The organism is Hymenobacter sp. 5516J-16, from assembly GCF_022919335.1.
In the GTDB taxonomy this organism is placed as follows: domain Bacteria; phylum Bacteroidota; class Bacteroidia; order Cytophagales; family Hymenobacteraceae; genus Hymenobacter; species Hymenobacter sublimis.
Genome location: NZ_CP095058.1, coordinates 787,319 through 812,903, shown reverse-complemented (window position 1 = coordinate 812,903; position 25,585 = coordinate 787,319). Strand labels below are relative to the sequence as shown.

Below are 25,585 nucleotides of genomic sequence, written 5' to 3'. Positions count from 1 at the left end.
CGTCCAGGTGAATGTCAGATAGAGAACACCAAAGATACGGCGCTTGTTCAGAAACATTCTAAGAACTAGGATTCAGGACTACGCTGAATACAGTAATTGTGGTTAGGTCGCGGCCATAATAGAGCTTATCTAACGCTTCGTACACGTTGTGAGCCCGGAAATAAGAGGTTTGCAGCTCTTTGTCGCCACGTGTGCGCCACTGGATGGTGTAGGAGCTTTCTTCGTCCCGATAGCGCTGCACGTACGTCAGCATCTTGCGCAAGGCTTCCAACTTATCGGAACCCACCTCATACCGGAATAGGAAGCTTTGGTGGTGGCGCGGATTAACGGTAATCAAATCCAGGCGAGTTTGCCCATCTAATTGCCGAAATTCAAACAACAAGTTTCCTGCTCCCAAACCCAGATAGTCTTCTATCTGACGTTGTATCCGGGCGCTCTCAACGTGCACGTTGGTAGGAGAAAAGTCCATGGCGTAAAGGTGAGATACGAAAAAGGAGAGGTGAGAAGCAGACTATTTGCAAGTCTTGCTTCTCACCTCTCACTTCTGGTCCTAGTGAGGACTTAGTGGTGCGACTTCGGCATCTCCAGCTCCGGCAAACCGTTCTTTACGCGGTAGTCGTTGATAGCTGATTTGATGGCGTCTTCGGCCAGCACGGAGCAGTGAATTTTTACGGGCGGCAACGCCAGCTCTTCCACAATCTCCATGTTGTCAATGGCTAAGGCCTCATCTACCGTTTTGCCCTTGAGCCACTCGGTAGCCAATGATGACGACGCAATGGCTGAACCGCAGCCGAAAGTCTTAAACTTAGCGTCGGTGATGGTATTGGTAGTTTCGTCTACCTCGATTTGCAGACGCATTACGTCGCCGCACTCGGGAGCACCAACCAACCCAGTACCTACGTTCTTTTTGCTCTTATCCAGCGTGCCTACGTTGCGCGGGTTGCTGTAATGGTCGATTACCTTATCGGAGTAAGCCATGGCTTTATTTTCTTCAATTAAGAGTTATTAGAGTAAGTTGCCTGTTAGCAGCACCTGCTGCTAACAGGCAACTAAAGTTCTAGTGTTCAGCCCACTCAATGGAGTTGAGGTCAATGCCTTCCTTGAACATCTCCCACAGGGGCGACATTTCGCGGAGTTTGGTAACGGCTTCTTTTACGTGGTTGATGGCGTAATCGATTTGCTCGTCGGTGGTGAAGCGGCTCAGGCCAAAGCGCAGGGAGCTATGGGCCAGGTCGTCGCTCAGGCCCAGGGCCTTCAGTACATAGGAAGGCTCCAACGAAGCTGAAGTGCAGGCAGAGCCCGAAGACACAGCCAAGTCTTTCACGCCCATCATCAGGCCTTCGCCTTCTACATATTTAAAGGAGATGTTGGCTACGTGGGGTAGGCGGTGCTCACGCGAACCGTTCACGTAGCTTTCCTCTAGAGTCAGCAGCTCCTGCTCCAGCCGGTCGCGCATGGCGCTCAAACGAGCGGTATCAGCGGCCATATCCTGCTTGCACAGCTCGCAGGCTTTGCCTAGGCCCACAATACCGGGTACGTTCAGGGTGCCCGAACGCATGCCGCGCTCGTGGCCGCCACCGTCCATCTGGGCCGTTACCTTCACGCGCGGGTTTTTGCGGCGTACGTACAACGCACCCACTCCTTTGGGGCCGTACATCTTGTGGGCCGAGAAAGCCATCAGGTCGATGCCGTCAGCAAGTACATCCACCGGAACTTTGCCAACTGCCTGGGTGCCGTCGGTCATGAACAGAGCGCCGTGCTTATGGGCAATCTGGGCAATTTCGCGGATGGGCTGAATGGTGCCGGTTTCGTTGTTGCCGTACATGATGGTCACCAGAATGGTTTCTGGCGTCATGGCTGCTTCCAACTCTTCCAGGCTGATCAGGCCTTCAGCGTTAACGGGCAGGTAGGTTACGCGGCCGCCTAGCTTTTCAATATGCTTGCAGGTATCGAGGACGGCTTTGTGTTCCGTGGTGGCGGTGATGATGTGGTTGCCCTTCTGCGAGTACATTTCGAAAACGCCCTTAATACCAAGGTTGTCGGATTCAGTAGCGCCCGAAGTGAAGATAATTTCTTTGGGGTCACAGTTAATCAGGCTGGCAATTTGCTCGCGGGCGTAATCCACAGCCTCCTCGGCAGCCCAGCCGAAGGGGTGGTTGCGCGAAGCGGCGTTGCCGAATACCTCGGTCAGGTACGGCATCATGGCCTCCAAGACGCGCGGGTCGAGGGGCGTAGTAGCGTTGTTGTCGAGGTAAATAGGTAGCTTGAGCATGGCTCGGGGGTCTGGTTTCAGCGGAGAATCATTCGCAGGTAGAACACAAAAACCACAGAACAGGTTTTACTTTCTTCCCACATTTGCAGTGCAAAAGTAGAACAAATCCAAAGAAGCCGCGCTATGCGGCTACCCCGCATTTTCGACCAACCCATGCTCACCAACCTCGAACATCTCGGCCTTGCCGTCAAAGACCTAGAAGCGGCCACGGCCCTGTACACTACCCTGCTGGGGCAGGCGCCCTACAAGCGAGAACATGTAGCCTCTGAGGCCGTGGATACCGTGTTTTTTCAAGTTGGCGGCTCGAAAATAGAGCTGCTAGCCGGCACCTCGCCCGAGAGTGCCATTACGCGCTACCTGGACAAAAAGCCGGAGGGAATTCACCACGTAGCTTTCGAGGTAGACGATATCCGGGCTGAAATGGCGCGGCTGCGGGCCGAAGGGTTTGTGTTGCTGAACGAGGAGCCCAAGCCCGGTGCCGATAATAAGCTGGTGTGTTTCGTGCATCCTAAGTCAGCGGGTGGCGTGCTCGTGGAGCTGTGCCAGAGTATACAATAGAGTGTTGAGGCCTTGGGAGCTTGGGGTCTTGGATGATATTCCGGCGGTGCTGAAACGCCTTCTGCATTCCATGCCCGAAACTCCAAGGTCCTAACATCTTAAATCACCAAAAAGCCAAACCATCAAACTCCCAAGACCTTAGGCCCCAAAGGTCCTAAGACCCCAAATCATATGAATACTAAATTTTTTCGTGAGGAGGTAGACGCCGCCGTGGATGCGCTGCTGATGCAACAGGTGATTCTCTACCCCACGGATACTGTGTGGGGCCTGGGCTGCGACGCCGAACTGCCCCGCGCGGTGGAGCAGATCTATAAGCTGAAAAACCGCCCGCCCGAAAAGGCCTGCATTGTACTGGTGGCCGACGCGGAAATGTTTGCCCGGTACGCCGCCGTAGTGCCCCCAAACCTGCCCGAACTGCTGGCCACCCAGCAGCGGCCTACTACGTACGTGGTGCCCGGCAGCCGCCACTTAGCCCCGAACCTACTGGCTCCCGATGGCACCATTGGGCTCCGGGTGGTGCAAGCGGACGAATTTTGCCAGAAGATAGTGCGGCGCCTGGGACACGGGGTTGTTTCTACCTCGGCTAACCGGAGTGGCGAAGCCACGCCTGCCGTGTTTGCCGAAATTGACCCGGCCCTGGTGCGCAAGGTGGACTACGTGGCGCACTGGCGCCAAGACGACCAGAACCGCGCCGCGCCCTCGCGGGTAGTGCGGGTAGGGCCCGCCGGCGAGTTAGAGGTGTTGCGTGATTAGGTTGCTCTGGAATGAGCCTTGCAAAAGCCGAGGCCGTACCTTTGCCGCTCAACGTACTTTCGCATGAACCAGCCGCACTTACCCGCTCTTCCGTTGTTTCAAACCATTGCCGATGCCGCCGGCGAACTAGGCTACCCCGCCTACGTGATTGGGGCTACGTTCGGGATTTGGCCCTGGGCCGGGAAAGTAAAGACGTAGATGTGGTGTGCGTGGGCGACGGCATTGAACTGGCCCAGACCGTAGGACGCAAGCTGCCGGGCCGCCCGCGCGTAACAGTGTTCAAGAACTTTGGGACGGCCATGTTGCCTACCCCCGAAATTGAGGTGGAATTCGTCGGAGCCCGCAAGGAGAGCTACCGGGCCGACAGCCGGAAACCGGAAGTAGAAGCTGGCACGTTGGAGGAAGACCTAGCCCGCCGCGACTTCACTATCAACGCCCTCGGACTCAGCCTAAACCCAGCGGACTTCGGGGCTTTGGTGGACCGCTACGATGGCATGGGCGACTTGCAGCGCAAGCTTATCCGCACGCCCCTGGACCCCGACGTAACGTTTTCCGACGATCCGTTGCGCATGCTGCGAGCCATTCGGTTTGCTACCCAGTTGAACTTCGATATTGAGCCTGACACGTTCGACGCCTTGGCTCGTAACAAGGAGCGCATCAAGATCATTTCGCAGGAGCGCATCACCACGGAGCTCAACAAAATCATCATGGCTCCGAAGCCAAGCTATGGCTTTAAGCTGCTGTTCCAGTGTGGCCTCTTGCACCTAATCTTTCCGAAAATGGCCCAGCTCTACGGGGTTGAGAAAGTGGGGCAGCACGCGCATAAAGACAATTTTTACCATACCCTGCAGGTGCTGGATAATGTAGTGGCGGCCGGCGGCGACCTATGGCTGCGCTGGGCGGCCATCCTGCACGACATTGCCAAGCCGGCCACCAAACGCTACGACAAGCGCGTGGGCTGGACCTTCCACGGGCACGAAGACAAGGGCGCGCGCTGGGTGCCTGGCATCTTCACCGACTTGAAACTGCCCCTGGGCGAAGAAATGCGCCAGGTGCAGAAGCTCGTGCGCCTGCACCTGCGGCCCATTGCTTTAGTTAAAGAAATCGTGACGGACTCGGCGGTGCGCCGGTTGCTGTTTGAAGCCGGCGACGACATTGACCGGCTGATGCTGCTCTGCCGGGCCGATATTACCAGCAAGGACCACCAGCGCGTGGCGCGCTACCTGCGCAACTTTGATGTGGTAGAGCAGAAGCTCAAAGAGGTAGAAGAGAAGGACCACCTGCGCAACTTCAAACCCGTCATCACTGGCGAAATCATTATGGAAACCTTCCGCCTGCGGCCTTCCCGGGAGGTAGGCGAGCTGAAGGAAGCCGTGCTGGAAGCCATTCTCGACGGCAAAGTCCGCAATGAGTACGAAGAGGCTTTCCCCTTCCTCTTAGCACTAGGCCAACAAAAAGGTCTCGAAGCAGTGAAGTAGCGAGGTGGTAAACAGGTGAGCCTGCTGTACTGGCATGGCAAGCAGCGCGACATCATCTGTCCTGCCCAACGTGCTACCCCTCAGAACATGACAAATCCTTGCCGTTCGCATTAACGGCAAGGGTTTGTCATGTTCTAGGCTTGTCACAAGAGAGCGGAGAACGGCGGCGTGCCCCTCGCTAGGACAACTCACACTTTCACCACTACCCAAGAAATAAGTGAAGGAAGCCGGACCTTCCTGTTGCAGCAGGGGGTAGGTCACGGCTTCCTTCGGGTCTCACCTTTTCACTCACTCAAGATAGACCCTTGTATGCGTTGCGCAGGGCGGTAGATGTAAGGAGTGGGCACCTAGTTGCCTGAAAAGTATCGGGGCAACGCTGATTATGTGCATTTTCGAGGTATAGAACGGAGTAAGTTAAGGAGGGTTACAGCTGGTCAGGAAAACGCTGGCGGGGGCTTAACCACGTAGTATTTACGGCCTTGGGGAACAGATAAGTTAGTCAACGGCCCGGATGGTGGCGGCTCCAATGGCCTCGCGGCGCACAGTGCCGGGCTTGCCGCTATACTCAATCAGGCTCGCGCCGACGGCATTTGCTTCGAGTTCTTGGGTGACCTGTACGCGCACCTTGCTGGCTCCAATGGCATCAATATCGGCGCGTTGAGCCGTGAACTCGGCGGCGGCTACTTCGCAGGCGCCGGTGCCTTCTACCTCTAGGTTGTTGGCGCTGCCCTGCAGAGCGGCCTGGCAACCGCCGGCTAGTTCCATGCGCAGTTCCTGCAAATCTCCCTGCAGGCGGAGCTGGCTGCCGCCGGCCTGTTGCACGCGCAAGTTGCCGGAATTGAAGCCGTTTACCTGGGCCCGGGTACCACCTACCAAGCTTAGCTCATTGAGTTCTGGTAGTTCAATGGTCAGCAATACTTCCTCCGTGGAGCCGCGGCGAGAGTCGAACAAGTCGCGGTTGCGGGGGCTAATGGTCAGCTCCTGACCGTCGCGCTCAATCTTGATGTCGCGCAGGGCACGGCCGCTGCCAGCCGCCCGTACACTGTAGCCGCTGCCCTGGCGTACTACAACCCGGTAAGGACCTACAACGCTCAGGTGGTCAAAATCTGTTTCGTCGAAGCGCTGCCGCTCTGAGCCGTAGGAGTTTTCATCGGTGCTGAAGGATTCCACGCCGCCGAAGTTCAGGCTGATGTCGGCGTCTTCACGGCCCTCGTTGTAGTCGTCATTGTCCTCGCCTTCCTCCCGCTCACTGTTAGGGCCGCCGCGCAGGTCGGCTTCCGTGCAGTTCACGCACGCTACCTTGTTGCCCTGCATCCGGAACAAGAACTTCTCGGGGTGGTAGGGCTCTTGCTCATTCACGAAATCCTCGGCGTTCAACCAGTCGGCAAACTGCTCCGTCATGCGGAACGTACGGCCCTGGGGCACCAGCAGGCGCAGGCGCATTTCCTGGTCGCGGTAGCGGGCGTTGGGCTGGTACGTGAAGTGGTCATCTACGCTCAAGGTCGAGTCGTTGAGTACCCGCAGCGTGTGCAGGGTAGAGGTGGCGGCCGTACGGCGGGCCAGCGAATCGGTAGCGCCCTTGGCCGAGATGATGCGCTCCAGGCGGAGCACCTGGCCGCTGTCGATGCCCACGATGTCCAGGTCTACCCATTCGTCATTCTCGAGCTGGCGGCGTTCCAGCACCAGCGACGAACGAGTCAGGCCATTGAGCGGTACGGTTTGGGTGATTTCTTCCTGCCGCTGAAACTCACGAGCCAAGCGGGTACCCGCCACCGAGCTGCCTACCACGCCTAGCAACCACAAGCCCAGTAAGCTCAACGACGCGGTACGGTTCAGGATGGTGCGCCGCAGCAGCAGCCCCAGGCCCGAAAGCAGCAGGGCCAGGGCCGGAATGGCCGTGAGCAGGTAGAAGCTCAGGACGGCCAGCGGCGAAATATCATTGAAGAGAACAAAGGGCTGGAACGGACCGAAGTCAAGGTTGTCAGAGGCCGAAATCACGCCCAGACCCACACCCATCATGATGGTGCTGGCCAGCAGCCACCCAAAGCCCGTGAGCACCAGAATACCCCGGCTACTACCCGGATGATGGAGCCCAAAGAGTTAATCAGCGGACTGATATTGGTGAAAAAGTTCTCCAGAAAGGTACCGACGGGCCGGTTGTTCACGGGCGCGCCACCTTCTTCAAAAGGGCTGTTTCGCAGGTTGTTGTCCAGGGCCGACAGGGTTACCGCGTCGCCGCGCATGCGGAGCTTGTCGGAGGCGGTTTTCGCCTCCGGCAAGAGAATCCACAGGATGATGTAGAGCGGCAAGGCGAAGCCGCCGGCAAACAACCCTACAATGAACAGAATCCGAATCAGGACCACATCTACCCGGAAGTACGCCGCTAGCCCTGAGGAAACGCCCCGACTTTGCCCGTATCCGTGTCGCGGTAGAGTTTTTTGAACACGGGGTCCTCGTTAGTAGGCGTGCCGTCGAAGCGGGTAGGCAGCACCACCCAGAGGATGATGTAGGTCAGGACGGATACTACCGGCAGCTTCTCGCCAAACTCTTCCATCAGCGTGTCATCAAACAGAATTGGAAGCACGATGAGCAGAAGCAGGAAGCCCAGCCGAATCCAGAGCGGATTGATGACGAAGTACCGGGCTAAGCCGGCCGCTACCCCGCCACCTTGCGGTTGGCCATGTCGCGGTAGAGGCGTTTGGTGCCCTCTGCCTCTTCCGCGGGGGCGGTGGCAGACGAGCCCGTGTTACTACCGGCCGAGTAACCGGCGGAAGTACGGGGGCCGGTGTAGGTGCCCTGGGCCGAGCCCGTAGCCACGGCTTCGGCCAGGATTTCCTCGTCGTCCTCGGCCTCGTCGGCAGTCTGGAAGTCGCTCACGCGACCCATTTTGGCGGTCATGGCCTCCACGTCTTCCAGCGTAATCACCTGCTTAAGCCCGAGAGGCGGGCGGCGAACAGCTCGGCGATGCGGCTTTCGATATCGGCCACGATTTCCTCGTGACCCCGGTAGCCGCTGAAGTGGGCTTTCACTTCCGCCAGGTAGCGGCTGAGCACGTCGTAGCCATCTTCCTCAATGTGGAAGATCATGCCCTGAAGGTTGATGCTGATATTCTTTTTCATCTCAGTGCTGCAACAATTCAAGAATAACTGGAAGGTGAGCGGGCAGGCTGGTTAAAGCAACGGCTCCGCGGGGAGGGCGCTGCCGTTGGCGTGGGGCTTCTGGCGAATGATGCGGATGGAGTCCTGGACTTCTTCCCAGGTCAGGCGCAGCTGGTGCAGAAACTCCTGGCCGGCTTCGGTGAGGGTGTAATACTTGCGGGGAGGGCCACTGGTAGATTCTTTCCAGGTGTAGTCCAGCAGGCCCGCGTTTTTGAGGCGCGTCAGCAGCGGGTAGAGCGTGCCTTCCACCACAATCATGCGGGCGGAGGTAAGCTCTTCGAGCATGTCAGACGCATAAACCTCCCCGCGGGCAATGATTTCCAGGATGCAGAACTCCAGGATGCCCTTCCGCATCTGCACTTGGGTGTTCTCGACTTTCATGGGCTGAGGCAGATATCGGTGAAGAATGAGTCAAAGATATGTAAAGGTACTATGTAACACAAGGTACTGGGTAAAAATATTTTTAGTTGCACTTCAAACCGAAAATTTGGCTGGAAGGGAAGAGAGAAACGGTTACCAGCAAGTGACTGACCGAAGTTAGCTTGCCCCGGCAACGGGTAGGGGAGGCGCCAAACCAGGCTCAGGTGAGGGTGCTGAGGTTTTCGGGCGGCATGTTTACCCGCTGGAAACCAGCGTTAACCGAGAAGTACAATCCAGCTCGCACTATTAATGAGTATCTTGCGTTGCTGCCGCGTTACCTTTCCCTAGTTGTTATCTGGTTTACTTCTCTATGCCGCACTTTTTCCGTTGTACTTCGCTGGTGCTGGGCCTGGGGCTGAGCGTGGGGGCCCTGGCCCCGGCTTTCGCCCAAACCAAAACGCCCAAATACAGCAATGAATTTTTGAACATTGGGGTTGGGGGCCGGGCCCTGGGTATGGGTAAAGTGCAGGTCAGTCTGGCCGATGACGCCACGGCCGGCTACTGGAACCCCGCCGGACTGGCCAGCCAGAAAACCAAGTACGATGCCGTGCTCATGCACTCCGAGTTGTTCTCGGGCATCGTGAAAAACGACTACGCGGCCTTTTCCATGGCCCTCGACGATAAAAGCGCCATCGGGGCCAGCTTTATCCGGTTGGGCGTAGATGACATTGCCGACACCCGGGCCCTGGTCAATGAGTACGGCTACATCAACTACGACAACATCCGCTACTTCTCCGTCGCCGATTACGCCCTGCTGCTCACGTACGCCCGCAAGATTGGGAATATAGAAGGCCTGCAGGTGGGAGCCAATGCCAAGGTGGTGTATCGCAACATCGGCAGCTTCGCCAATGCCATTGGGTTTGGCCTGGATGCCGGCGCTCAGTACCAGCGCAACAACTGGCGCCTGGCCCTCATGGCCCGCGATATCACTACTACCTACAATGCGTGGTCAATCAATTCGGAGGAGTACGAAGGCTACGCCGTTGAGACGGACGCCATTCCGAAAAACAGCACCGAAATCACCCTGCCCACGTTTGTGCTGGGGGTAGGGCGCACGGTAAAGCTCCCGAACGAATTTACCGCCACGGCCGCCGTGGACTTGGAGCTGACCACCGATGGGCAGCGCAATACGCTCGTTTCATCGAAAGTCGTGAGCCTGGACCCGCGGGCCGGCCTGGAGCTGGGCTACAAGCAGTTGGTGTATCTGCGCGGTGGCGTGGGTAACATCCAGCAGGTCCAATCCTTCACTGGTAAAGAAGAATGGAAGATGCAGCCGAGCTTAGGCGTCGGACTGGCCCTGAGCGGCCTGCGCCTGGACATGGCCCTCTCGCGCCTGGCCGTGGAAAAGCTGGGGCGACAGTCGCAGCCTACTTCCATTATCGTTTCGCTGGGTTACGGCATTAAATAAAGCAGTTCCCGGTAGTAGCCTGCCAGGTAGCCTCCTGGAAACCTATCCAATTACAGAGAAATACTAATTGTCTTTCCTATGAAGCAAGCTTACCAGCAACAATGGTGGCTCTTGTTCCTGCTCCTGGTGCTTAGCGCGGCGGGAGCCCGCGCCCAATCCGGGCCTTATGGCAACGAGTGGATTGTACCGGGCCAGCAATACTACAAAGTGAAAGTAGCCCGCGACGGGCTCTACCGCCTCGATTACCAATATTTGCAGCAGGCGGGCATTACGGGTGTGAGTCCGCAGCGCCTGCAAGTATGGCGGCGGGGTAGGGAGGTAGCGGTGCACGTAGGTGGCAATCAGACTACCCTAGACCAGAGCACGTTCATCGAGTTCTTCGGCCAGAAAAATGACGGCACCCTCGACCGAGGCATGTTCAAGAACGCCGACGACAACCCTCAGCCGTACTATAGCCTGTTCACGGACACGGCCGCCTACTTTATTACCTGGTCGAGCACGGCCCAGGGCCGGCGCATGGCCCAAACCAACCCAACTGCTACGGCCACGCCGCACGCCCGCCGGATCCGGCAACCCCTGCGCGTATTCTCGAACTCCTACAATACCATCAACGACGAGACTAATGTGTACAACTCTTGGTCGGAGCGGGGGGAAAACTTCCTGAGCGACGAGTTTGCCACTCAGCCTTTCGTTGTGGCCTTTGACTCCGTGTGGGCCGTGGCCAGCGGCGGGCCCGTGCCGCGGGTAACGCTGCAGGTGGTGGGCAAAACCATGGGCCAGCACCGCACCCAGGTTAGCGTGGTGGAAGCCAACGGCACTACCCGCGTGCTGGGCACGCTTAATTACGCCAACTTCGACTACGCCCGCGGCTCGTACGAGCTACGGGCCTCGGATCGCAACGCCAACGGGCGGGTGCAGCTGCAGCTAACCCAGCTTCTGGGCAACACCTCCAACAGTGTGCGCGGTGACCGAGCCCGGGTGGCTTACGCCCGCCTGACCTATGCACAGAACAGCCGCTGGCCCCAGCGCCAGACCCAGCTGTTTTTTGCCAATGACTCCACTCTCACCGGCGGGCCGGCGTACTACCTGCTCGACTCCATTCCGGCCACGGTGCGCGGCTACGACGTCACCGACCCTTACTCCGTGCAGCGCGTGGAAGGCCAGGCGGGCACTGCTGCCACCCAGCGGGGCTTCGTATTCGCGGATGCTACCACGGCCCGGACCCGGCAACTGCTGCTGGCCGACGCCAGCCGCGCCCTGGTGCCCCGGCCAGCTCAGCGCGTGTACTTCCGTACAATTTCGCCGGCCGCGCACAACTTCCTGATTGTAACCAGCCGGGTGCTCATGCACCAGGCCGGCACCACGGCCAACCCCGTGCGAGCCTATGCCAACTACCGGGCTAGCACTGGCTGGGATACGCTGGTCGTGACATCGGAATTACTTTACGACCAGTTTCACTACGGGGAGCGGTCCTCGCTGGCGGTGCGGCAGTTTGCCCAGTGGATGCTGGCTGGTAGCTCCCGTGCTAAATCGTTGCTGCTGCTGGGCAAAGGCATTGGGGTAAGCGAGTTCTGTGGCGTTTCCTTCCGCCGAGACCCCGAAAACTACCGCGACTGTCTGGGCTTTACCGGCAGCTCCGCTGTGGTGCGCAACCTAGTGCCGGCCAGTACCCGCGGTATTTCGGATATCTTTTTCACGGCCGACTGGCAGAATGGCGACTACCGGCCGCGCATGAGCACCGGGCGCATTGCCGCCCAGACGCCCCAGCACGTACTCAACTACCTCAACAAGCTCAAGGAGCACGAGGCCCTGGGCTACGCCCCCTGGCGGCGCAACGTGCTGCACATGGTTGGCAGCATCAATGCTACTGAGGCGGTGGTCTTTGAAAACTACCTCAACAAGTATGGCACCTACGTGCGGCGCCCGCCGTTTGCCGGTAACGTGGTCAAAACCTACCGCCGCGCCGATTACCCGGGCACGATTCCCGGCGCTACCCCGCCTTTGAACCTGGCCGCTGATTTCAACGCGGGTCTGTCGTTTATTTCTTACTTCGGGCACGGTGGCCCCCAGACCTTGGCCTGGCAGATTGCCCGAATTAATGATGCCGCTAATGGCTTCGCCAACCAGGGCAAGTACCCGGTGTGGTACATCAGCGGCTGCTCGGCCGGCAACGCGTTTACTTCCTACGGCTCCTTCGGTGAGGACTACATGCTGGCCGAGAACAAAGGGGTAGTTGGCTTTCTAAGTGAGTCGGACCTGGGCTTTGACCCGGACCTGGACGCCCTGCACACCGAAATTGTGAAGCTGCTGTTCTCGGACCCCACCTGGTACGGCAAGCCCGTGGCGGAGGTGCAGCAGGAAGCCGTGCGGCGCCTGCAAACCAATGGTAGCGCCTCCAGCATCGCCGGCCTGATGAATACCGTCTGGCAAGGCGACCCGGCCCTCAAGCTGTTTTCTCCCCTGAAGCCCGACTTCCAGACCGCTAATAGCCAGTTACAGGTTTCGCCGAGCATCATCCCGATTACGGCTGCCCGCTTTGACTTGAAAGTGACGGTCAGCAACCCCGGCCGCAGTGCCACCGGCACGCTCGATATTCGGGTAACCCGGAGCTACGGCAACGGTCGGGCCAACGAGGTGTTGCTGTTCGAGAACCTGCGCCAAGCCCGCCGCGACACCACCTACACGCTCAGCATCACCAACCCCAGCACGGGTAGTATTGCTGGCCTCAATACATTCTTGGTAGAAGTTGACCCCGCCAATAAAATTGACGAATCGGACGAGACCAACAACCAAGGCACACTTACCTATACCTTCCTGACGGGCGGCGTAACGGCGCTGAGCCCGCCCGAATTCGGGATTGTGGGTAGCCGGTCGGTGCGGCTAGTAGGCCAAAGCAGCGTACTTACCGTGACCAGCCGCGAGTACGACATGGAACTGGACACGGTCCAGACCTTCAACAGCGCTCAGTTGAAAACCAAGCGTGTGGCCGCCGTGATGGTACCGGAGTGGAGCGAAACCCTCCCTAGCTTCGCCGGCCGCGACAGTGTGGTGTGGTACTGGCGCCTGCGCCTGCACGCTCCGCAGGGCGACGAAAGCCCGGATTGGGTAGTAAGCTCCTTCCGCGTAATAAACGGCCGCAACGGCGGCTGGTCGCAGAGTCACCCGGGCCAGTTCCGCCGCGACGAGCGCAGTGGCATTGAGGTAGCCGTGCCCGGTGGGCAGTGGAGCTTCAACGCTGGCACGCAGGAAGCTACCGTAACCTCTACCCGCATCGGCCCGGCCCGGGAGTGGCAATCAGTCTTCCACACCATCCGAACCAGCACTAACAGCAACTACACGCTTCGGCTGCTGGGCGTTGACTCGCTGGGAGTAGTAACGGTACTCAACCCCAACATTACCAGCCGCACACTGGCCTTAACCGGCATTTCGGCCCAGAAGTACCCTTACCTGCAGCTGCAAGCGGTGTTGCGCCAAACCGGTAGCGGTCCGGCTCCGCAGCTAGAGCAGTGGCTGGTAACGTACCAGGGCATTCCTGAGGGCGTGGTTCGGCGGGATGTGGTGCTGGCCTCTACGCCAGCGGCCTATGATGCTGCCACGCTGGCTCAGCAGGCCCGCACGGGCACGCTGACCATTCCGGTAAGCTTCCAGAATGTGGCTGACTTCGACTTCACCGACCCTCTGGTAGCCTACATTCTGGTGCGCGACAACGCCAACCACATTGTGCAGAAAAACGTGGTGTTCCGGGGTAACCCACTGTTGGCGCACTCCCAGCGCACCTACGAGGTAAAGTTGAACATTGTAGGTCTGACGGGCACGCTCAGCGGACAGGTGGTCCTGAATCCCCGCCGCCAACCCGAGCAGTATTACTTTAATAACGAGTTGCCGCTGCCGAGCTTCGAGGTGGAAAACCGGGACACGCCGCCGGTGCTGGACGTAGCCTTCGATGGCCGCCACCTGCTTAACGGTGACATCGTTTCGACTCAACCCATCATCAGCATTCAGCTGCGCGACGCGGACCGGCTGCGCCCTATGAAGGACCGTTCGGCCTTTATCGTGACGCTGACCCGCCCTAACGCTACGGCCTCCGTGCCGGTTGATCTGAATGCGGCGGGCATCACCTTCGTGGCCGACTCGGCCCAGGGTACGGCTCGGCTGGAGTATCAGCCCGGCAAGGCTACCCCTCTGCCTGATGGGGTATACACGCTAGAAGTACAAGGCCGCGACGGCTCGGGTAACTTAGCTGCCTCGGAGCCCTACCGCATTACGTTCGAGGTAATCAGCAACACGAGCATCACTAACGTTTTCCCGTACCCGAACCCCGTAATCAGCAAAACGAAGTTTGTGTTCACGCTCACGGGTAGCACCGTGCCGCGCAATATGAAAATTCAGATTGTGAGCCTGACGGGCCGGGTAGTTAAGGAAATCATGATGGCCGACCTGGGACCCTTACGCATCGGTAACAACGTATCGGAGTATGCCTGGGACGGCACCGACGACTACGGTGACCGGTTGGCCAATGGCACCTACCTCTACCGGGTGGTCCTGGACGACCCCGAAGGCCAGTTCAAGCAGCGGCAAACCAGCGCCGATAAGGCCTTCAAGAAAGGTTGGGGCAAGCTGGTACTGCTCCGCTAGCGGTGATGTAGCGAGTTACTAATTCGGTGAGTTGTTGTTCTTTCAAAGGCCTCAACTCACCACGTAAAAAGCCCCGGCAGAAATACTGTCGGGGCTTTTTGTTGTACTTGAACCAAGGAAATATTTAAGCTTAGGCTGCCAAGCTGTCAAACTTACTAAAGCACTGAATTATTACCTTGCCGCTACCGGCGCCGCAGGGTCACGAAGCTGAAGGCGTAGGCGTGCTTCTCGTCAGGTTCGTGCCGCTCCCGGGATTCTTCGCGCCATTCTGCTGGGTTCAGCGGCGGAAAGGTCACGTCGCCCTCAAATGAATGGTGTACTTCAGTCAGGTACACCACGTCGGCGGCGGGTAGGGCTTGGCGGTATATTTCTCCGCCCCCGATAATGAATACTTCCTCATCCAGGGCACGAGCTGCTTCCAGGGCTTGTAGCACACCAAAGGCCGTCTGACAGCCTTCTGCCTGCCAGTCGGTCTGGCGGGTTACCACTAGGTTGATCCGATTAGGGAGAGGGCGGCCGATGCTCTCGAAGGTGCGCCGACCCATGACGATGGGATGGCCCTGGGTGAGCTGCTTGAAGTGTTTTAAATCCAGGGGCAAGTGCCAGAGCAGCCGGTTTTCTCCCCCAATAACGCCGTTTTCAGCTACAGCTACTACGAGTGCAGTCATATGTGATAGTAGGTAGGTACAGAGTGAAAATAGGTTAGGTGCATGAGGCCGGAGACAAGCGTCCCGTCGTACTGCTCCGGACTATCAGAACAGTGTCATTCCGAGCAAAGCGAGGAATCTGGGTTACCTTTTTTTGCTGGAAGCCAGATTCCTCGCTTTGCTCGGAATGACAAAAATACGTGCTGGAGCCCCGCTGCTGGGGTGCTTCGTTATACGGTTAGCCGGCCAGCGAGGCGACATTGAAGCCCCGCAGAAACTCAACCACGGGCATCCGCTTTTTGCCTTCCAATTGCACGTCCAGCAAATCCAGCAGGCCGTTGGCGGTTTGTACGCGCAGGTAGTGGCGGCCGTCGGTGAACCAGCGGCCGGGGGCGGAAACGTCGGGTCCACTGGCTTCCTCATCGTCGAGGGGCTGAGCCTTGAACACCTTGAGCGTGCGGCCATCGGGTAGCTGGGTAAAGGCCGTGGGAAGGGGGGAGAGGCCGCGGACCAGGTTGGCCAAGGCCGGCGCCGATTGGTGAAAAGCTAGGCGGCCGGTTTCCTTTTGCAGCTTGGGCGCCGGTCGCAACTCAGGCAGCTCGGGCTGCGGGATGCTAGGCGCCGTGCCCGCCGCAATGGCCTGCACGGAGCGCAAGGCTAGCTGGGCACCGGCTGTTTTCAGCTTTTCATATAAGGTGCCGAAGTCATCTTCGGGGTCAATATCCACGGCATCCTGGTAAATCAGGTTACCAGTGTCGATTTCGTGACGCAGGAAAAAGCTGGTGACACCCGTGCGCGTATCGCCGTGAATGAGGGCCCAGTTGATGGGTGCAGCCCCGCGGTACTGGGGCAGCAAGGAAGCGTGAATGTTAATGGAGCCCAGCCGCGGCATGTTCCAAACGGCTTCGGGCAGCATGCGGAAGGCCACAACTACCTGCAAATCGGCGGCGTAGCTTTGCAGCTCCTGCTGAAACTCGGGAGCCTTCAGGTTGGTCGGCTGCAGCACCGGTACACCGTGGCGCCCGGCGGCCTGCTTCACCGCTGACTCCTGGAGCTGCCGCCCCCGGCCGGCGGGTTTGTCGGGAGCCGTTACCACGGCTACTACCTGGCCGCCGGCCCAGGCTAGTAAAGCTTCGAGGGTAGGCACCGCGAATTCGGGCGTGCCCATAAAAATGAGACGGAGGGGAGTTAATGCGGCCAGTGAAGTCATAAGGGCAAAGGTAGAAATCCTGGCCTCCTGAGCCGCGTAGGTTAGGAGGCCAGGATTTCTACTTGAAATCAGGGTAGAGCAGATACTTCTGGCGGAGCGCCTTGTACTGGCCCAGCTTCGGCTCCCAGGACTGGCGGATTTCCTGCTCAGTTTTGCCGGCTATGATTTGCTGGCGCAGGGCGGCGGTGCCCGCCAACCGCTCAAAGCCTTTGTTAAAGAAATTGGCTTTGTCGGTGCTCTGCTGGTAGAAATCGAGCAGGTATTTCAGCGTAAAACCCACCTCGTTACCAGTTTGGCGCAAATCTAGGCCGTAGCAAAGCTTGCCGTTTTGGGGTGGGGAGGTGGAGGCGGTGTTGGGGGTCGGGGTAAAGCTGAACGGGCGGGTTTTGGGCTGGGTGGGCGCGCCAATCACCTCAAAAGGTGTAGCCGTGCCCCGACCCACGCTCACGTCGGTGCCTTCAAACAGGCATAGGCTGGCGTAAAGCGCCACGGAGTGGGCCGTGGGCAGGTTGGGGGAGGGGCGCACCGGCAGTTCGTAGCGCGTCTCGTGGGTGTAGCCCTGCATGGGAATGACGGTTAGGCGGCACTGGCGTTTGCCCTCCAGCCACTTTTCCCCGTTAATCATCTGGGCCAGCTCGCCTACCGTCAGGCCGTGCACAATGGGAATGGGGTGCATGCCCACGAAGGTTTTAAACTCGGGCTCTAGCACGGGCCCATCCACGTACCAGCCGTTAGGATTGGGGCGGTCCAGCACCAGTATCTCCTTGTTTTGCTCCGCCGCCGCTTCCATCACGTAGTGCATAGTGCTAATGAACGTGTAGAAGCGCGTGCCCACATCCTGAATGTCGAAAATCAGCACATCCACGTCGCGCAGCATTTCCGTGGTAGGCTTTTTAGTGGCCCCGTACAAGCTGAGAGCGGGCAAACCACTACGGGCATCCTTGCCGTCCTTGATGGTGGCGCCATCGGCAGCTTCGCCCCGGAAGCCGTGCTCCGGCCCGAAAATCACTCGCACATTCGCGCCTTGGGCCAGCAGCGTATCAACCAAAAAGGCCCTTCCTACCTTGGCCGACTGGTTAACCACCACGCCTACCCGCTTGCCTTTCAGAAGCGGCAGGTACCGGCTGAACTGCTCGGCTCCCACGCGCAAAGGCTCGGCGGCCGGCAGTAGCACTTGGGGCGGAGAGGCCAGCGTTTGCCGCAGGGGAGCATTACTGGTATCCGGTGCAGGCTGCTTGGCGGCTGAGGCTGCTTGGGGCGCGCGGGCGCAGTCAGAAAGGAAAAGAGAAAGGCCTAGTAGGCTCGCAGACAGGATGGAAGGCATAGGCGGGGCGGGAAAGTGGAAAACTGCCGGGATTCGTCTAGCTTTACGCCGGTGAACGTCTCGCAGTACATATCTAATAAGATCGATGGGGCCGATGCAGGTTCATTTACCTCGTCGGTGACAAAGATAGCCATCATCAGCATTGCCATGGGATTGGCCGTGATGGTGGTGTCGTTTGCTATTCTGGAGGGCTTCCGCAACGAAATCCAGAACAAGATCTTCTCCTTCGGCTCCCACTTGCAAATCAGCAAGTACGATACCAACAACTCCCTGGAGGTAGAGCCCATTGGGGGCCACGACTGGTAAAGCAGTTGCAACACAACCCGCAGGTGTCTTCCATCCAGCCGTTTGCCCGCAAAACGGCCATCATTAAAACCAAGGAGGAAGTGCTAGGGGTAGTGCTGAAAGGCATTGACGAGAAAAGCGGCCGCTCGCCCATGCGCCAGAATCTGGTCAGCGGCAAGTTCCTGACGTTCTCGGACACGGCCGCCAGCAACGACGTGCTGCTCTCGCGCAAGGTGGCCGATAAGCTCCGCCTCAAGCCCGGCGACAAGGCCCTGTTCTACTTCATCCAGAACCCGCCCCGGGTGCGCCAGTTCACGGTGCGCGGCATCTACCAAACCGGCCTCGACGAGTTCGACGAAGCCTACGTCATCGGGGATATTCAGCAGGTGCGCGACCTAACCAGCTGGCCCGACTCGCTGGTGGGTGGGCTGGAAATCACGCTCAAGGACTTCAACCGCCTGGACCCCGTAGCCGACAACCTTTACGAGAACCTGCGCTACGACTTAAAACTGGACAAAATCACGGACCAGTACGCCCAGCTCTTCGACTGGCTGAAGCTGCTGAACCGCAACGTGGTTATCTTCCTGGTGCTGATCATCTTCGTGGCCACGTTTAACATGGTAGCCACCATCTTCATCATGATTCTGGAGCGCACCAACATGATTGGGGTGCTCAAGGCCATCGGAGCTACGGATAACCAAATTCGGAGCATGTTCTTTTTCCGGGGCCTGAGCCTGACGGTGCGGGGCATGTTCTACGGCAACCTGATTGGGCTGGGCTTCTGCGCCGTTCAGTACTTTTTCCACCCCATCCCGCTGGACCCCGAAAACTACTACATGGATCGGGTGCCGATTCACTGGGACCCGCTGATGATAGTGGTGCTCAACGCCGCTACCTTCCTCACCTCCCTGCTGGCCGTCCTAATTCCGACCTACCTGATTTCGCGCATTAAGCCCGTAGTAGCCATCAAATTCGACTAAGGCTTAGCCTGGTTTTTTGCGGCGACCCACAAAAGCATGCGGAGAGTAGTCGAGACAGAAGCTTATAACTTCAGATAGTATAAAGCCTGTCATTCAGAGCAGAGCGAAGGACCTTCTCACGTCAGAACGCTTGTCGTTTCAACGTGAGAAGGTCCTTCGCTCTGCTCAGGATGACAGGCTTTTACAGAACTTGAGCTTAATGTACTCCCCAGGCCGGACTACTGGTTACAGCCACTGGCTCTGCAAAATCAGGTTAGGATCGGGGCAGAGGGCAGCCCACTTCTCGCGCTCCTCCACCAGTCCTACCCCCGGAAAGTCGCCGGAGCGGCCCTCCAGGTCGGCAATGATTTGGAAGTGCAGGTGGGGCGGCCAGTCGCCGTTTTCGGGGCGGGGCCTACCTCCGTGAAGGTGTCGCCTTTTTCGATGCGCATGCCGGGGCGGAGCAGCAGGGTTTCGCGGCGGGTGAGGTGGCCGTAGAGGGTGTAGAAAATGGTGTCTTCGAGTTGGTGCTGCAAAATGACGGTAGGGCCATAGTCGCCGAAGTTGTCGTTGTCCTGCACGCTGTGCACTACCGCGTCGAGGGGGGCCAGCACGGGCGTACCGGCCCGCAGCCACACATCCACGCCTAGGTGCAGGGAGCGGGCGGGCACGGCCGGGTCGCCGAACAGGCCGGGGCTGCGGCGGTAAATCACCCGGTTTTCCAGGTAGCCGCCTACCCCAATATGCGCATCCTGAGCCGCCAGGAGCCGAGCCACCAACTCCTCAAAAGCCGGAGTGTCGCGCAGATCGGCGTTCTGAAGCAGCGGATTGGCGGCCGTAAAATCGAGGCGGGCTACATCGGGGGCGCTGAGGTCTACGGGCAGAACCGGGCCGAATTCGTGCTGATGGCGTTCGAGTAGGGAAGCGAGCATGGAAAAAAAGTCAGGAGTGGCAGCACGCGAAGCGAGGTACCTAGAGGGAAGTCAGGAGGAAACCGTTGCGCGACTACGCAATAAACCTTTGGCTGCCCAGGCGAGTAGGTGGCGGTACGAAGCCGCCGCCCCAAGTAGCCGCAAGATTTTGTACGTAGCATCAACGCGGCGCAAGCTACAGCGTACGCCACATTATCCCGTATTTTCGCCCTTTATTCAGCCCAGACTCTCAGTCCCAAGTCCTCTTCCATGAGCAGTGCCTACCTAACGCTTACTGTCGTTGAGCTAACCCAGGAAACGCCCGATGCAGTTACCATTCACTTCGAACGTCCCGACCGTCAGGCAATTGCCTGCCAGCCCGGCCAGTTTCTGACGTTGATTTTACCTTGTGGCCCCGGCGGAAAAAAGGAGCGCCGGGCCTACTCCCTGAGCAGCACCCCCAATGAAGCGCCGCGCCTGGCCGTGACAGTGAAGCGGGTAGCGGGCGGTCTGGTCAGCAACTATCTGCTCGATACGGTGCGAGTAGGGCAGCAGCTGGAGGTGATGGCCCCACTGGGCAACTTCACGCTGGTGCCCCAGCCCAAGTCGGCCCGCTCCATTGTGCTAATAGGGGCCGGCTCGGGCATTACGCCCCTGATGAGCATGCTCAAGGCGGTGCTGCGCGAGGAGCCCCAAAGCCATGTGCTGCTCGTGTACGGCAACCGCAACGAGGAAGCGGTAATTTTTGCTACCCAGCTCCGCCAGCTGGAGCAGCAGTACGCCGGCCGTTTTCAGGTGGAGCACGTGTATAGCCAGCCCAAGAATCCTACTGGTGGGCACCTGCACACCGGCCGCCTCAACCGCACCATGCTCCTGCGCATTCTGGAGCAGCGCCACCAGTTTCCGGCTGCTCAGGCCGAGTACTTCCTCTGCGGGCCCGATGGCCTGATGGTAGAAGCGCAGGCGGCCCTGGAGCTGCTTGGAGTGCCCGCCAGCCGCGTCCGCCGCGAGAGTTTCGTAGCCGCCGCCGACGCTTCCGAAACGGCGGCTGCCCAGCCCAGCGGCCACGGCGACGTATCGACGGCACCCGACGATACGCCCGGGGCCTATACTGTCACCATCAACTATGAGGGGTCAGAATACCAATTCCCCGTGGCGCCCAACCAAACGATTCTGGAGGCCGCCCTCGATCAGGACATCGATTTGCCCTACTCCTGCCAGGCGGGGCTGTGCACGGCCTGCCGCGGCAAGTGCCTTTCGGGCAAGGTGCATCTTGATGAGCGGGAAGGCTTATCGGATGCGGAAATAAAACAGGGCTACGTGCTGACTTGCGTTGGTCACCCGCTGACCAGCGACGTAGTAATTGAAATCGACTAGCCAGCTGCCGCCGGTTGTGAGCCCGAGAAAAATAATTCGGTATTCTTGAGCTTCCTTCAGCGGCGGCGCGTACGTGGATAGGGCCCTTCCAGTCTGGTGCGGGCGGTACTGCTGGCTCGGGATTAAATACATATCCCAGTAAACCCAAGGCGGCAAAACTGATCTATGAACAAGCAACATTATGTTGCTACATTGTTCAAACTTACGAAGCCCGTTTCTGGTAGTACCTTCTCCGGCAACCAGTGCGGTCTGCTTCTACTTTCTGATTCGATTATGACATACTCCGCTCCCGCGGCCGAGCTGGCAACTGAAACCCAGCGGCCGCCCCGGCACTACCTTCCTGAGTCGTTTACTGTTACGGATTGGGAGGCCATTGAACCCTTCTTTATTGAACTGCGCGACCGGGCCATTCACTCGGCTCAGGAACTGGAGCAGTGGCTCTTAAACCGCTCAGAGCTGGAAGCGGTACTGAGCGAGGATTTGGCTTGGCGCTACATCCGCATGACCTGCGACACCCAAGACCAGGCCCAGGCGGAGGCGTTCCAGTACTTCGTGAGCGAAATTGAGCCCAACGTGGCGCCCTACGACCACGCCCTGAACGAGAAGATGATGGCTTCTCCGTTCCTGGACGAGCTAGACCCGGCCCGCTACCGGGTGTTCGTGCGCTCAGTGCGCCAGGCCCTGGAAATCTACCGGGCCGAAAACATTCCGCTCAAAACTGAAATCAGCACCAAGCAGCAGCAGTACGCCGCCATTGCCGGTGCCATGACGGTAACGCTGGATGGGGAAGAGCTAACCCTACCCCGGGCCGCCGACCGCCTCAAAAGCCCCGACCGTACCGTGCGGGAGCAGGCTTGGCGGGCCATTCAGGAGCGCCGCCTGCGGGATGCTCAGCCCCTGGACGTGCTCTATACCGAACTCATTCAGCTACGCCATCAGGTAGCGCGCAACGCGGGTTTTCCTAACTTCCGCGACTACATGTTTGCGGCCCTGGGCCGCTTCGATTATACCCCGCAGGACACCTTTAATTTCCACCAGGCCATCCGCGAAACCGTGGTGCCCCTGATTGACGACCTGGACCTGGAACGCCGCCAAGACTTGGCCCTGCCCGAGCTGCGCCCCTGGGACCTAGACGTGGACGTATCGGGCAAGGCGCCGCTACGGCCGTTTGAAACGGGCGAGGAGTTGCTGGAGAAAACCGTCACGGTGTTCGACCGCCTCGACCCCTTCCTGGGCCAGTGCCTGCGCACCATGCGCGACATGGGCAACCTCGACCTGGAATCGCGCAAGGGCAAGGCGCCCGGCGGCTACAACTACCCCCTGGATGAAACCGGCGTGCCGTTCATTTTCATGAATGCCACCAGTTCCCTGCGCGACGTGGTGACCATGCTGCACGAGGGCGGCCATGCCGTGCACTCCTTCCTGACCCGCCGCCTACCCCTCGGGGCCGACAAGCACCCCCATCTGAGGTAGCGGAGTTGGCATCCATGAGCATGGAGCTGATCAGCATGGACCACTGGAACGTGTTCTTCACGGATGAGGATGAGCTGCGCCGGGCCAAGAAAACCCACCTCGAAAGCGTGCTCGAAACCTTTCCCTGGGTAGCTACCATCGACAAATTTCAGCACTGGGTGTACGAAAACCCGAACCACACGCTGGCCGAGCGCCACCAGCACTGGACGCGCATTTTCGACGAGTTCAACCAGCGCACCGTGAGCTGGCAAGGGCTGGAGCACGCCAAGCCCTACCTCTGGCAGAAGCAGCTTCACCTGTACGAGGTTCCGTTCTACTACATCGAGTACGCTATGGCCCAGCTCGGGGCCATTGCCGTGTGGCGCAACTTCCGCCAGAATCCGCAGGCGGCTCTGCAGGGCTATCAGCGCGCTTTGGCCCTGGGCTACACCGCCCCCATTGGCGAAATCTACGCCGCCGCCGGTATTCGTTTCGACTTCAGCACGGAGTACCTGCGTACCCTCGCCGACTTCGTCCGCGACGAAATGGCCAAGTTGTAAGCAAGAATTTGCTTTAACCAAACAGGGGCAGCCGATCACTTCGGCGGCCCCTGTTTGGTTATATACTGTATGTCACGCAAGGCAGATGCTTCGCCACCCCATAAAGTACACCTGAAACGCTCAGGGGTAAGAAGTCTAAGCTGCCGTTTGTCCATCCGACGCAGGAGGAATCTAGGTCAAGCCCTTGGAGTCTAACCCAGATTCCTCCTGCGTCGGAAGGACAAAACGGCGTGAGGTTCGCTGCTACCAACTAGTTCTGCAGCGTGAACAGGGGTAGGGGCTTGAGCTTGATGTACTTGCCACCTAGCTGCTCTAGCTCAGCAGTATGCACTTGCAGGTAGTTGTTGAAGCGACTCGCGGCCTGGTCATAACGGACGCGGAAGCTAACTAACTCCGCATCGGCGGACTGAATCTGGTCGGTGAGGGTTTTGACGGGTGCCGACGGCTCCCGGTCAGCGGGCAGGGCCACGGCGTACACTACGCGTAGTAAGGAATCCTGGGCCGCGTCGTAGGCATCAATCCGCGCCGATTCGGCCATGGTTTGCTGGTCGTAGCGGCGGCGCACCAGCCGGTCGTTGGCGTACTGCAACTGAGCCAGCTGCGTGCGGTCGATGCCGGGTTGGGCGCTTAGTTCCCGCAGCAGCTGGCGGGTGTCGCGCAGCTTGCCATCGTCGGAGGCCACCATTTCGCTCCAACGCGAGTCCACTGAATCCTGTAAAATATCGAGCTGTACTTTGACGGCCTGGGCCGAGGCCGGATCAATGCTCTTGGGGGTGCGGTTGCAGCTAATCGTAGTAAGGGTGGCCAGGGCCAGAAACAGGGAAGTAAGACGCTTCATAGAAGGACAAAAGAGAGTAGCAGTAGGCCAACGAATATTCCCCAAAAAACGCTCATTAAACAAGCGCAACTACTTGAAATTATACTACTGTATTAGCTGCTAGCCGCGCGAAAAAGCAGGGCCAGAATGCCCGGCCGCGGGACCCGGAGGTAGCGCCAAGCTAAGCCGCTGGCCTTAACGCCGCGTAGCCCGTGTTCGTACTAGTCGTCCGGCAGCGTACCTTTGCGCCCACTTCCTGTTGCCCCGCCGGGGTAGCAGCACCAGGCTTCTCCTTCGTATCCTTATTGCCTCTATGACGCCCCTCGATAAAGTCGGCGAGTTCGGTCTGATCCGCCGAATTCAGGAAAACATTCAGCTTACCCAGCCTAGCACCATTCTGGGCATCGGCGACGACGCCGCTATTCTGGCCCCGCCTGCCGGGCAGGAGGTCGTTATCAGCACGGACCTGTTGGTGGAAGGCGTCCACTTCGACCTCACGTTCTGCCCGCTCAAGCACCTAGGGTACAAAGCCGTGGCCGTGAACGTCTCGGATATTGCCGCCATGAATGCCCTGCCCACCCAGCTGGTAGTAGCCCTGAGCGTGCCTTCGCGCTTTTCCGTAGAAGCCATCGACGAGCTGTACCAAGGCATGCGCCTGGCCTGCGAGGCCTACAACGTGGATTTGGTGGGTGGCGACACTACCGCCAGCCGCTCGGGCCTGACCATTGGTATTACGGCCCTGGGGCAGGTAGTGGCCGGCGAGGCCGTGCGCCGCAGCGGAGCCGGTCCTAACGACCTGATTTGCGTAACCGGCGACCTAGGCGGCGCTTTCCTGGGCCTGCAAGTGCTGGAACGCGAAAAGCAAGCCTGGCAAGCCGACCCCGAGACCCAGCCTGAGCTAGAGAAGTACCCCTACGTGCTCCAGCGCCAGCTGCGCCCCGAGGCCCGCATGGACGTAGTGCACGAACTGCGCGATTTGGGCGTGGCGCCCACCAGCATGATTGACGTGTCGGACGGGCTGGCTTCCGAGGTGCTGCACCTGTGCCAGGCCAGCGGCACCGGAGCCCGCATCTTCACTGAAAACCTGCCCATTGCTAACCCTACCCTGGAGGTAGCCGAGGAGTTCAACCTCGACCCCATCATGTGCATGCTCAACGGCGGCGAGGACTACGAACTCCTGTTTACCGTGCCCCTCTCAGCCCACGATAAACTCAAAAACCACCCCGATATCACCATCATCGGCCACATGGTCGACAAGAGTGAGGGCGCCAACCTCATTACCAAAGCCGGTCAGCCCGTGCCGCTCCGCGCCCAAGGCTTCCAGCATTTCGAGTAACACACCCGTCATTGCGAGCCGGAGG

Annotated in this window: 22 protein-coding genes and 2 pseudogenes; 10 read left to right on the top strand and 14 right to left on the bottom strand. The window is 59.0% G+C overall.

The features are described 5' to 3' along the window. Nucleotides 1-58 precede the first annotated feature (58 nt). The 3 genes from MUN84_RS03925 to MUN84_RS03915 form a co-directional block, all read right to left on the bottom strand. Complete coding sequence (locus MUN84_RS03925; protein ID WP_244696738.1) at nucleotides 59-469, bottom strand: hypothetical protein; 411 nt, start codon at nucleotides 467-469, stop codon at nucleotides 59-61. Nucleotides 470-561: 92 nt separating this feature from the next. Next, nucleotides 562-978 carry a Fe-S cluster assembly scaffold IscU gene (iscU, locus tag MUN84_RS03920; protein ID WP_188558280.1) on the bottom strand — a complete coding sequence of 139 codons (417 nt, stop codon included), beginning with the start codon at nucleotides 976-978 and terminating at the stop codon, nucleotides 562-564. 79 nt (nucleotides 979-1,057) lie between these two features. Further along, the gene (locus MUN84_RS03915) at nucleotides 1,058-2,272 is read right to left on the bottom strand and encodes an IscS subfamily cysteine desulfurase (protein ID WP_244696737.1); all 1,215 of its coding nucleotides are present in this window, start codon (nucleotides 2,270-2,272) and stop codon (nucleotides 1,058-1,060) included. A 153-nt stretch (nucleotides 2,273-2,425) separates the two neighbouring features. Here MUN84_RS03915 and mce point away from each other — a divergent pair, with 153 nt between their 5' ends. The 3 genes and pseudogenes from mce (at nucleotide 2,426) to MUN84_RS03900 (ending at nucleotide 5,061) form a co-directional block, all read left to right on the top strand. Further along, complete coding sequence (gene mce, locus MUN84_RS03910) at nucleotides 2,426-2,830, top strand: methylmalonyl-CoA epimerase (RefSeq protein ID WP_244698654.1); 405 nt, start codon at nucleotides 2,426-2,428, stop codon at nucleotides 2,828-2,830. Between the two features lie 171 nt (nucleotides 2,831-3,001). Next, nucleotides 3,002-3,583, top strand: coding sequence for an L-threonylcarbamoyladenylate synthase (locus MUN84_RS03905; protein WP_244696736.1), 582 nt, complete (start codon nucleotides 3,002-3,004; stop codon nucleotides 3,581-3,583). Between the two features lie 63 nt (nucleotides 3,584-3,646). Next, nucleotides 3,647-5,061: pseudogene (locus MUN84_RS03900) on the top strand (CCA tRNA nucleotidyltransferase). A 495-nt stretch (nucleotides 5,062-5,556) separates the two neighbouring features. On the opposite strand, the gene MUN84_RS03895 reads toward MUN84_RS03900, so the two are convergent. The 6 genes from MUN84_RS03895 to MUN84_RS03870 all read right to left on the bottom strand — a co-directional run bounded on the left by MUN84_RS03895 (nucleotide 5,557) and on the right by MUN84_RS03870 (nucleotide 8,600). Continuing rightward, nucleotides 5,557-7,119: a head GIN domain-containing protein gene (locus MUN84_RS03895; RefSeq protein ID WP_244696735.1), complete on the bottom strand. Its 1,563-nt coding sequence runs from the start codon at nucleotides 7,117-7,119 to the stop codon at nucleotides 5,557-5,559. Continuing rightward, on the bottom strand, nucleotides 7,077-7,424 hold the full coding sequence (locus tag MUN84_RS03890) for a PspC domain-containing protein (RefSeq protein WP_244696734.1): 348 nt from the start codon (nucleotides 7,422-7,424) through the stop codon (nucleotides 7,077-7,079). The genes MUN84_RS03895 and MUN84_RS03890 overlap by 43 nt, the downstream gene beginning before the upstream one ends. Nucleotides 7,425-7,444: 20 nt before the next feature. Continuing rightward, the gene (locus MUN84_RS03885; protein ID WP_244696733.1) at nucleotides 7,445-7,645 is read right to left on the bottom strand and encodes a hypothetical protein; all 201 of its coding nucleotides are present in this window, start codon (nucleotides 7,643-7,645) and stop codon (nucleotides 7,445-7,447) included. A gap of 71 nt (nucleotides 7,646-7,716) precedes the next feature. Then, entirely contained in the window at nucleotides 7,717-7,986 is a 270-nt protein-coding gene (locus MUN84_RS03880) for a hypothetical protein (RefSeq protein ID WP_244696732.1), read from the bottom strand. Then, nucleotides 7,983-8,180, bottom strand: a complete 198-nt coding sequence (locus tag MUN84_RS03875; RefSeq protein ID WP_244696731.1) for a hypothetical protein — start codon at nucleotides 8,178-8,180, stop codon at nucleotides 7,983-7,985. The genes MUN84_RS03880 and MUN84_RS03875 overlap by 4 nt, the downstream gene beginning before the upstream one ends. A 51-nt stretch (nucleotides 8,181-8,231) precedes the next feature. Next, nucleotides 8,232-8,600, bottom strand: a complete 369-nt coding sequence (locus tag MUN84_RS03870) for a PadR family transcriptional regulator (protein ID WP_244696730.1) — start codon at nucleotides 8,598-8,600, stop codon at nucleotides 8,232-8,234. Between the two features lie 349 nt (nucleotides 8,601-8,949). Here MUN84_RS03870 and MUN84_RS03865 point away from each other — a divergent pair, with 349 nt between their 5' ends. Next, the gene (locus MUN84_RS03865; protein WP_244696729.1) at nucleotides 8,950-10,047 is read left to right on the top strand and encodes a PorV/PorQ family protein; all 1,098 of its coding nucleotides are present in this window, start codon (nucleotides 8,950-8,952) and stop codon (nucleotides 10,045-10,047) included. A 78-nt stretch (nucleotides 10,048-10,125) separates the two neighbouring features. Further along, nucleotides 10,126-14,682: a C25 family cysteine peptidase gene (locus MUN84_RS03860; RefSeq protein ID WP_244696728.1), complete on the top strand. Its 4,557-nt coding sequence runs from the start codon at nucleotides 10,126-10,128 to the stop codon at nucleotides 14,680-14,682. A 182-nt stretch (nucleotides 14,683-14,864) separates the two neighbouring features. Here the strand turns inward: MUN84_RS03860 and MUN84_RS03855 are convergent, their stop codons facing one another. The 3 genes from MUN84_RS03855 to MUN84_RS03845 form a co-directional block, all read right to left on the bottom strand. Continuing rightward, nucleotides 14,865-15,350 (bottom strand): dihydrofolate reductase, encoded by a 486-nt coding sequence (locus tag MUN84_RS03855; protein ID WP_244696727.1) that lies wholly within the window; start codon nucleotides 15,348-15,350, stop codon nucleotides 14,865-14,867. Between the two features lie 217 nt (nucleotides 15,351-15,567). Beyond that, nucleotides 15,568-16,539, bottom strand: coding sequence for a methionyl-tRNA formyltransferase (fmt, locus tag MUN84_RS03850; RefSeq protein WP_244696726.1), 972 nt, complete (start codon nucleotides 16,537-16,539; stop codon nucleotides 15,568-15,570). A gap of 58 nt (nucleotides 16,540-16,597) precedes the next feature. Continuing rightward, a complete protein-coding gene (locus MUN84_RS03845; protein WP_244696725.1) occupies nucleotides 16,598-17,863 on the bottom strand; it encodes an exo-beta-N-acetylmuramidase NamZ domain-containing protein in 1,266 nt (421 codons plus the stop codon). A gap of 117 nt (nucleotides 17,864-17,980) precedes the next feature. Here MUN84_RS03845 and MUN84_RS03840 point away from each other — a divergent pair, with 117 nt between their 5' ends. Both MUN84_RS03840 and MUN84_RS03835 read left to right on the top strand, forming a co-directional pair. Continuing rightward, a complete protein-coding gene (locus MUN84_RS03840; protein WP_244696724.1) occupies nucleotides 17,981-18,169 on the top strand; it encodes a hypothetical protein in 189 nt (62 codons plus the stop codon). A gap of 23 nt (nucleotides 18,170-18,192) precedes the next feature. Further along, nucleotides 18,193-19,128 carry an ABC transporter permease gene (locus MUN84_RS03835; protein ID WP_244696723.1) on the top strand — a complete coding sequence of 312 codons (936 nt, stop codon included), beginning with the start codon at nucleotides 18,193-18,195 and terminating at the stop codon, nucleotides 19,126-19,128. A 302-nt stretch (nucleotides 19,129-19,430) separates the two neighbouring features. Here MUN84_RS03835 and MUN84_RS03830 read toward each other — a convergent pair whose 3' ends face one another. Further along, the gene (locus MUN84_RS03830) at nucleotides 19,431-20,039 is read right to left on the bottom strand and encodes a peptidoglycan DD-metalloendopeptidase family protein (RefSeq protein WP_317239100.1); all 609 of its coding nucleotides are present in this window, start codon (nucleotides 20,037-20,039) and stop codon (nucleotides 19,431-19,433) included. A 249-nt stretch (nucleotides 20,040-20,288) separates the two neighbouring features. Here MUN84_RS03830 and MUN84_RS03825 point away from each other — a divergent pair, with 249 nt between their 5' ends. Continuing rightward, nucleotides 20,289-21,395, top strand: a complete 1,107-nt coding sequence (locus tag MUN84_RS03825) for a ferredoxin--NADP reductase (protein WP_244696722.1) — start codon at nucleotides 20,289-20,291, stop codon at nucleotides 21,393-21,395. Nucleotides 21,396-21,668: 273 nt separating this feature from the next. Further along, a pseudogene (locus MUN84_RS03820) lies at nucleotides 21,669-23,407 on the top strand (M3 family oligoendopeptidase). A gap of 250 nt (nucleotides 23,408-23,657) precedes the next feature. Here the strand turns inward: MUN84_RS03820 and MUN84_RS03815 are convergent. Beyond that, nucleotides 23,658-24,245, bottom strand: coding sequence for a hypothetical protein (locus MUN84_RS03815; protein WP_244696721.1), 588 nt, complete (start codon nucleotides 24,243-24,245; stop codon nucleotides 23,658-23,660). A 292-nt stretch (nucleotides 24,246-24,537) separates the two neighbouring features. On the opposite strand from MUN84_RS03815, the gene thiL reads away from it, so the two are divergent. Then, complete coding sequence (thiL, locus tag MUN84_RS03810) at nucleotides 24,538-25,560, top strand: thiamine-phosphate kinase (RefSeq protein WP_244696720.1); 1,023 nt, start codon at nucleotides 24,538-24,540, stop codon at nucleotides 25,558-25,560. Nucleotides 25,561-25,585 lie beyond the last annotated feature (25 nt).

Coding starts and splice junctions, on each gene's coding strand:
- MUN84_RS03925 (WP_244696738.1), bottom strand. CDS start 469: ATGGACTTTTCTCCTACCAACGTGCACGTTGAGAGCGCCCGGATACAA.
- iscU (WP_188558280.1), bottom strand. CDS start 978: ATGGCTTACTCCGATAAGGTAATCGACCATTACAGCAACCCGCGCAAC.
- MUN84_RS03915 (WP_244696737.1), bottom strand. CDS start 2,272: ATGCTCAAGCTACCTATTTACCTCGACAACAACGCTACTACGCCCCTC.
- mce (WP_244698654.1), top strand. CDS start 2,426: ATGCTCACCAACCTCGAACATCTCGGCCTTGCCGTCAAAGACCTAGAA.
- MUN84_RS03905 (WP_244696736.1), top strand. CDS start 3,002: ATGAATACTAAATTTTTTCGTGAGGAGGTAGACGCCGCCGTGGATGCG.
- MUN84_RS03875 (WP_244696731.1), bottom strand. CDS start 8,180: ATGAAAAAGAATATCAGCATCAACCTTCAGGGCATGATCTTCCACATT.
- MUN84_RS03870 (WP_244696730.1), bottom strand. CDS start 8,600: ATGAAAGTCGAGAACACCCAAGTGCAGATGCGGAAGGGCATCCTGGAG.
- MUN84_RS03865 (WP_244696729.1), top strand. CDS start 8,950: ATGCCGCACTTTTTCCGTTGTACTTCGCTGGTGCTGGGCCTGGGGCTG.
- MUN84_RS03860 (WP_244696728.1), top strand. CDS start 10,126: ATGAAGCAAGCTTACCAGCAACAATGGTGGCTCTTGTTCCTGCTCCTG.
- MUN84_RS03855 (WP_244696727.1), bottom strand. CDS start 15,350: ATGACTGCACTCGTAGTAGCTGTAGCTGAAAACGGCGTTATTGGGGGA.
- fmt (WP_244696726.1), bottom strand. CDS start 16,539: ATGACTTCACTGGCCGCATTAACTCCCCTCCGTCTCATTTTTATGGGC.
- MUN84_RS03845 (WP_244696725.1), bottom strand. CDS start 17,863: ATGCCTTCCATCCTGTCTGCGAGCCTACTAGGCCTTTCTCTTTTCCTT.
- MUN84_RS03830 (WP_317239100.1), bottom strand. CDS start 20,039: ATGCTCGCTTCCCTACTCGAACGCCATCAGCACGAATTCGGCCCGGTT.
- MUN84_RS03825 (WP_244696722.1), top strand. CDS start 20,289: ATGAGCAGTGCCTACCTAACGCTTACTGTCGTTGAGCTAACCCAGGAA.
- MUN84_RS03815 (WP_244696721.1), bottom strand. CDS start 24,245: ATGAAGCGTCTTACTTCCCTGTTTCTGGCCCTGGCCACCCTTACTACG.
- thiL (WP_244696720.1), top strand. CDS start 24,538: ATGACGCCCCTCGATAAAGTCGGCGAGTTCGGTCTGATCCGCCGAATT.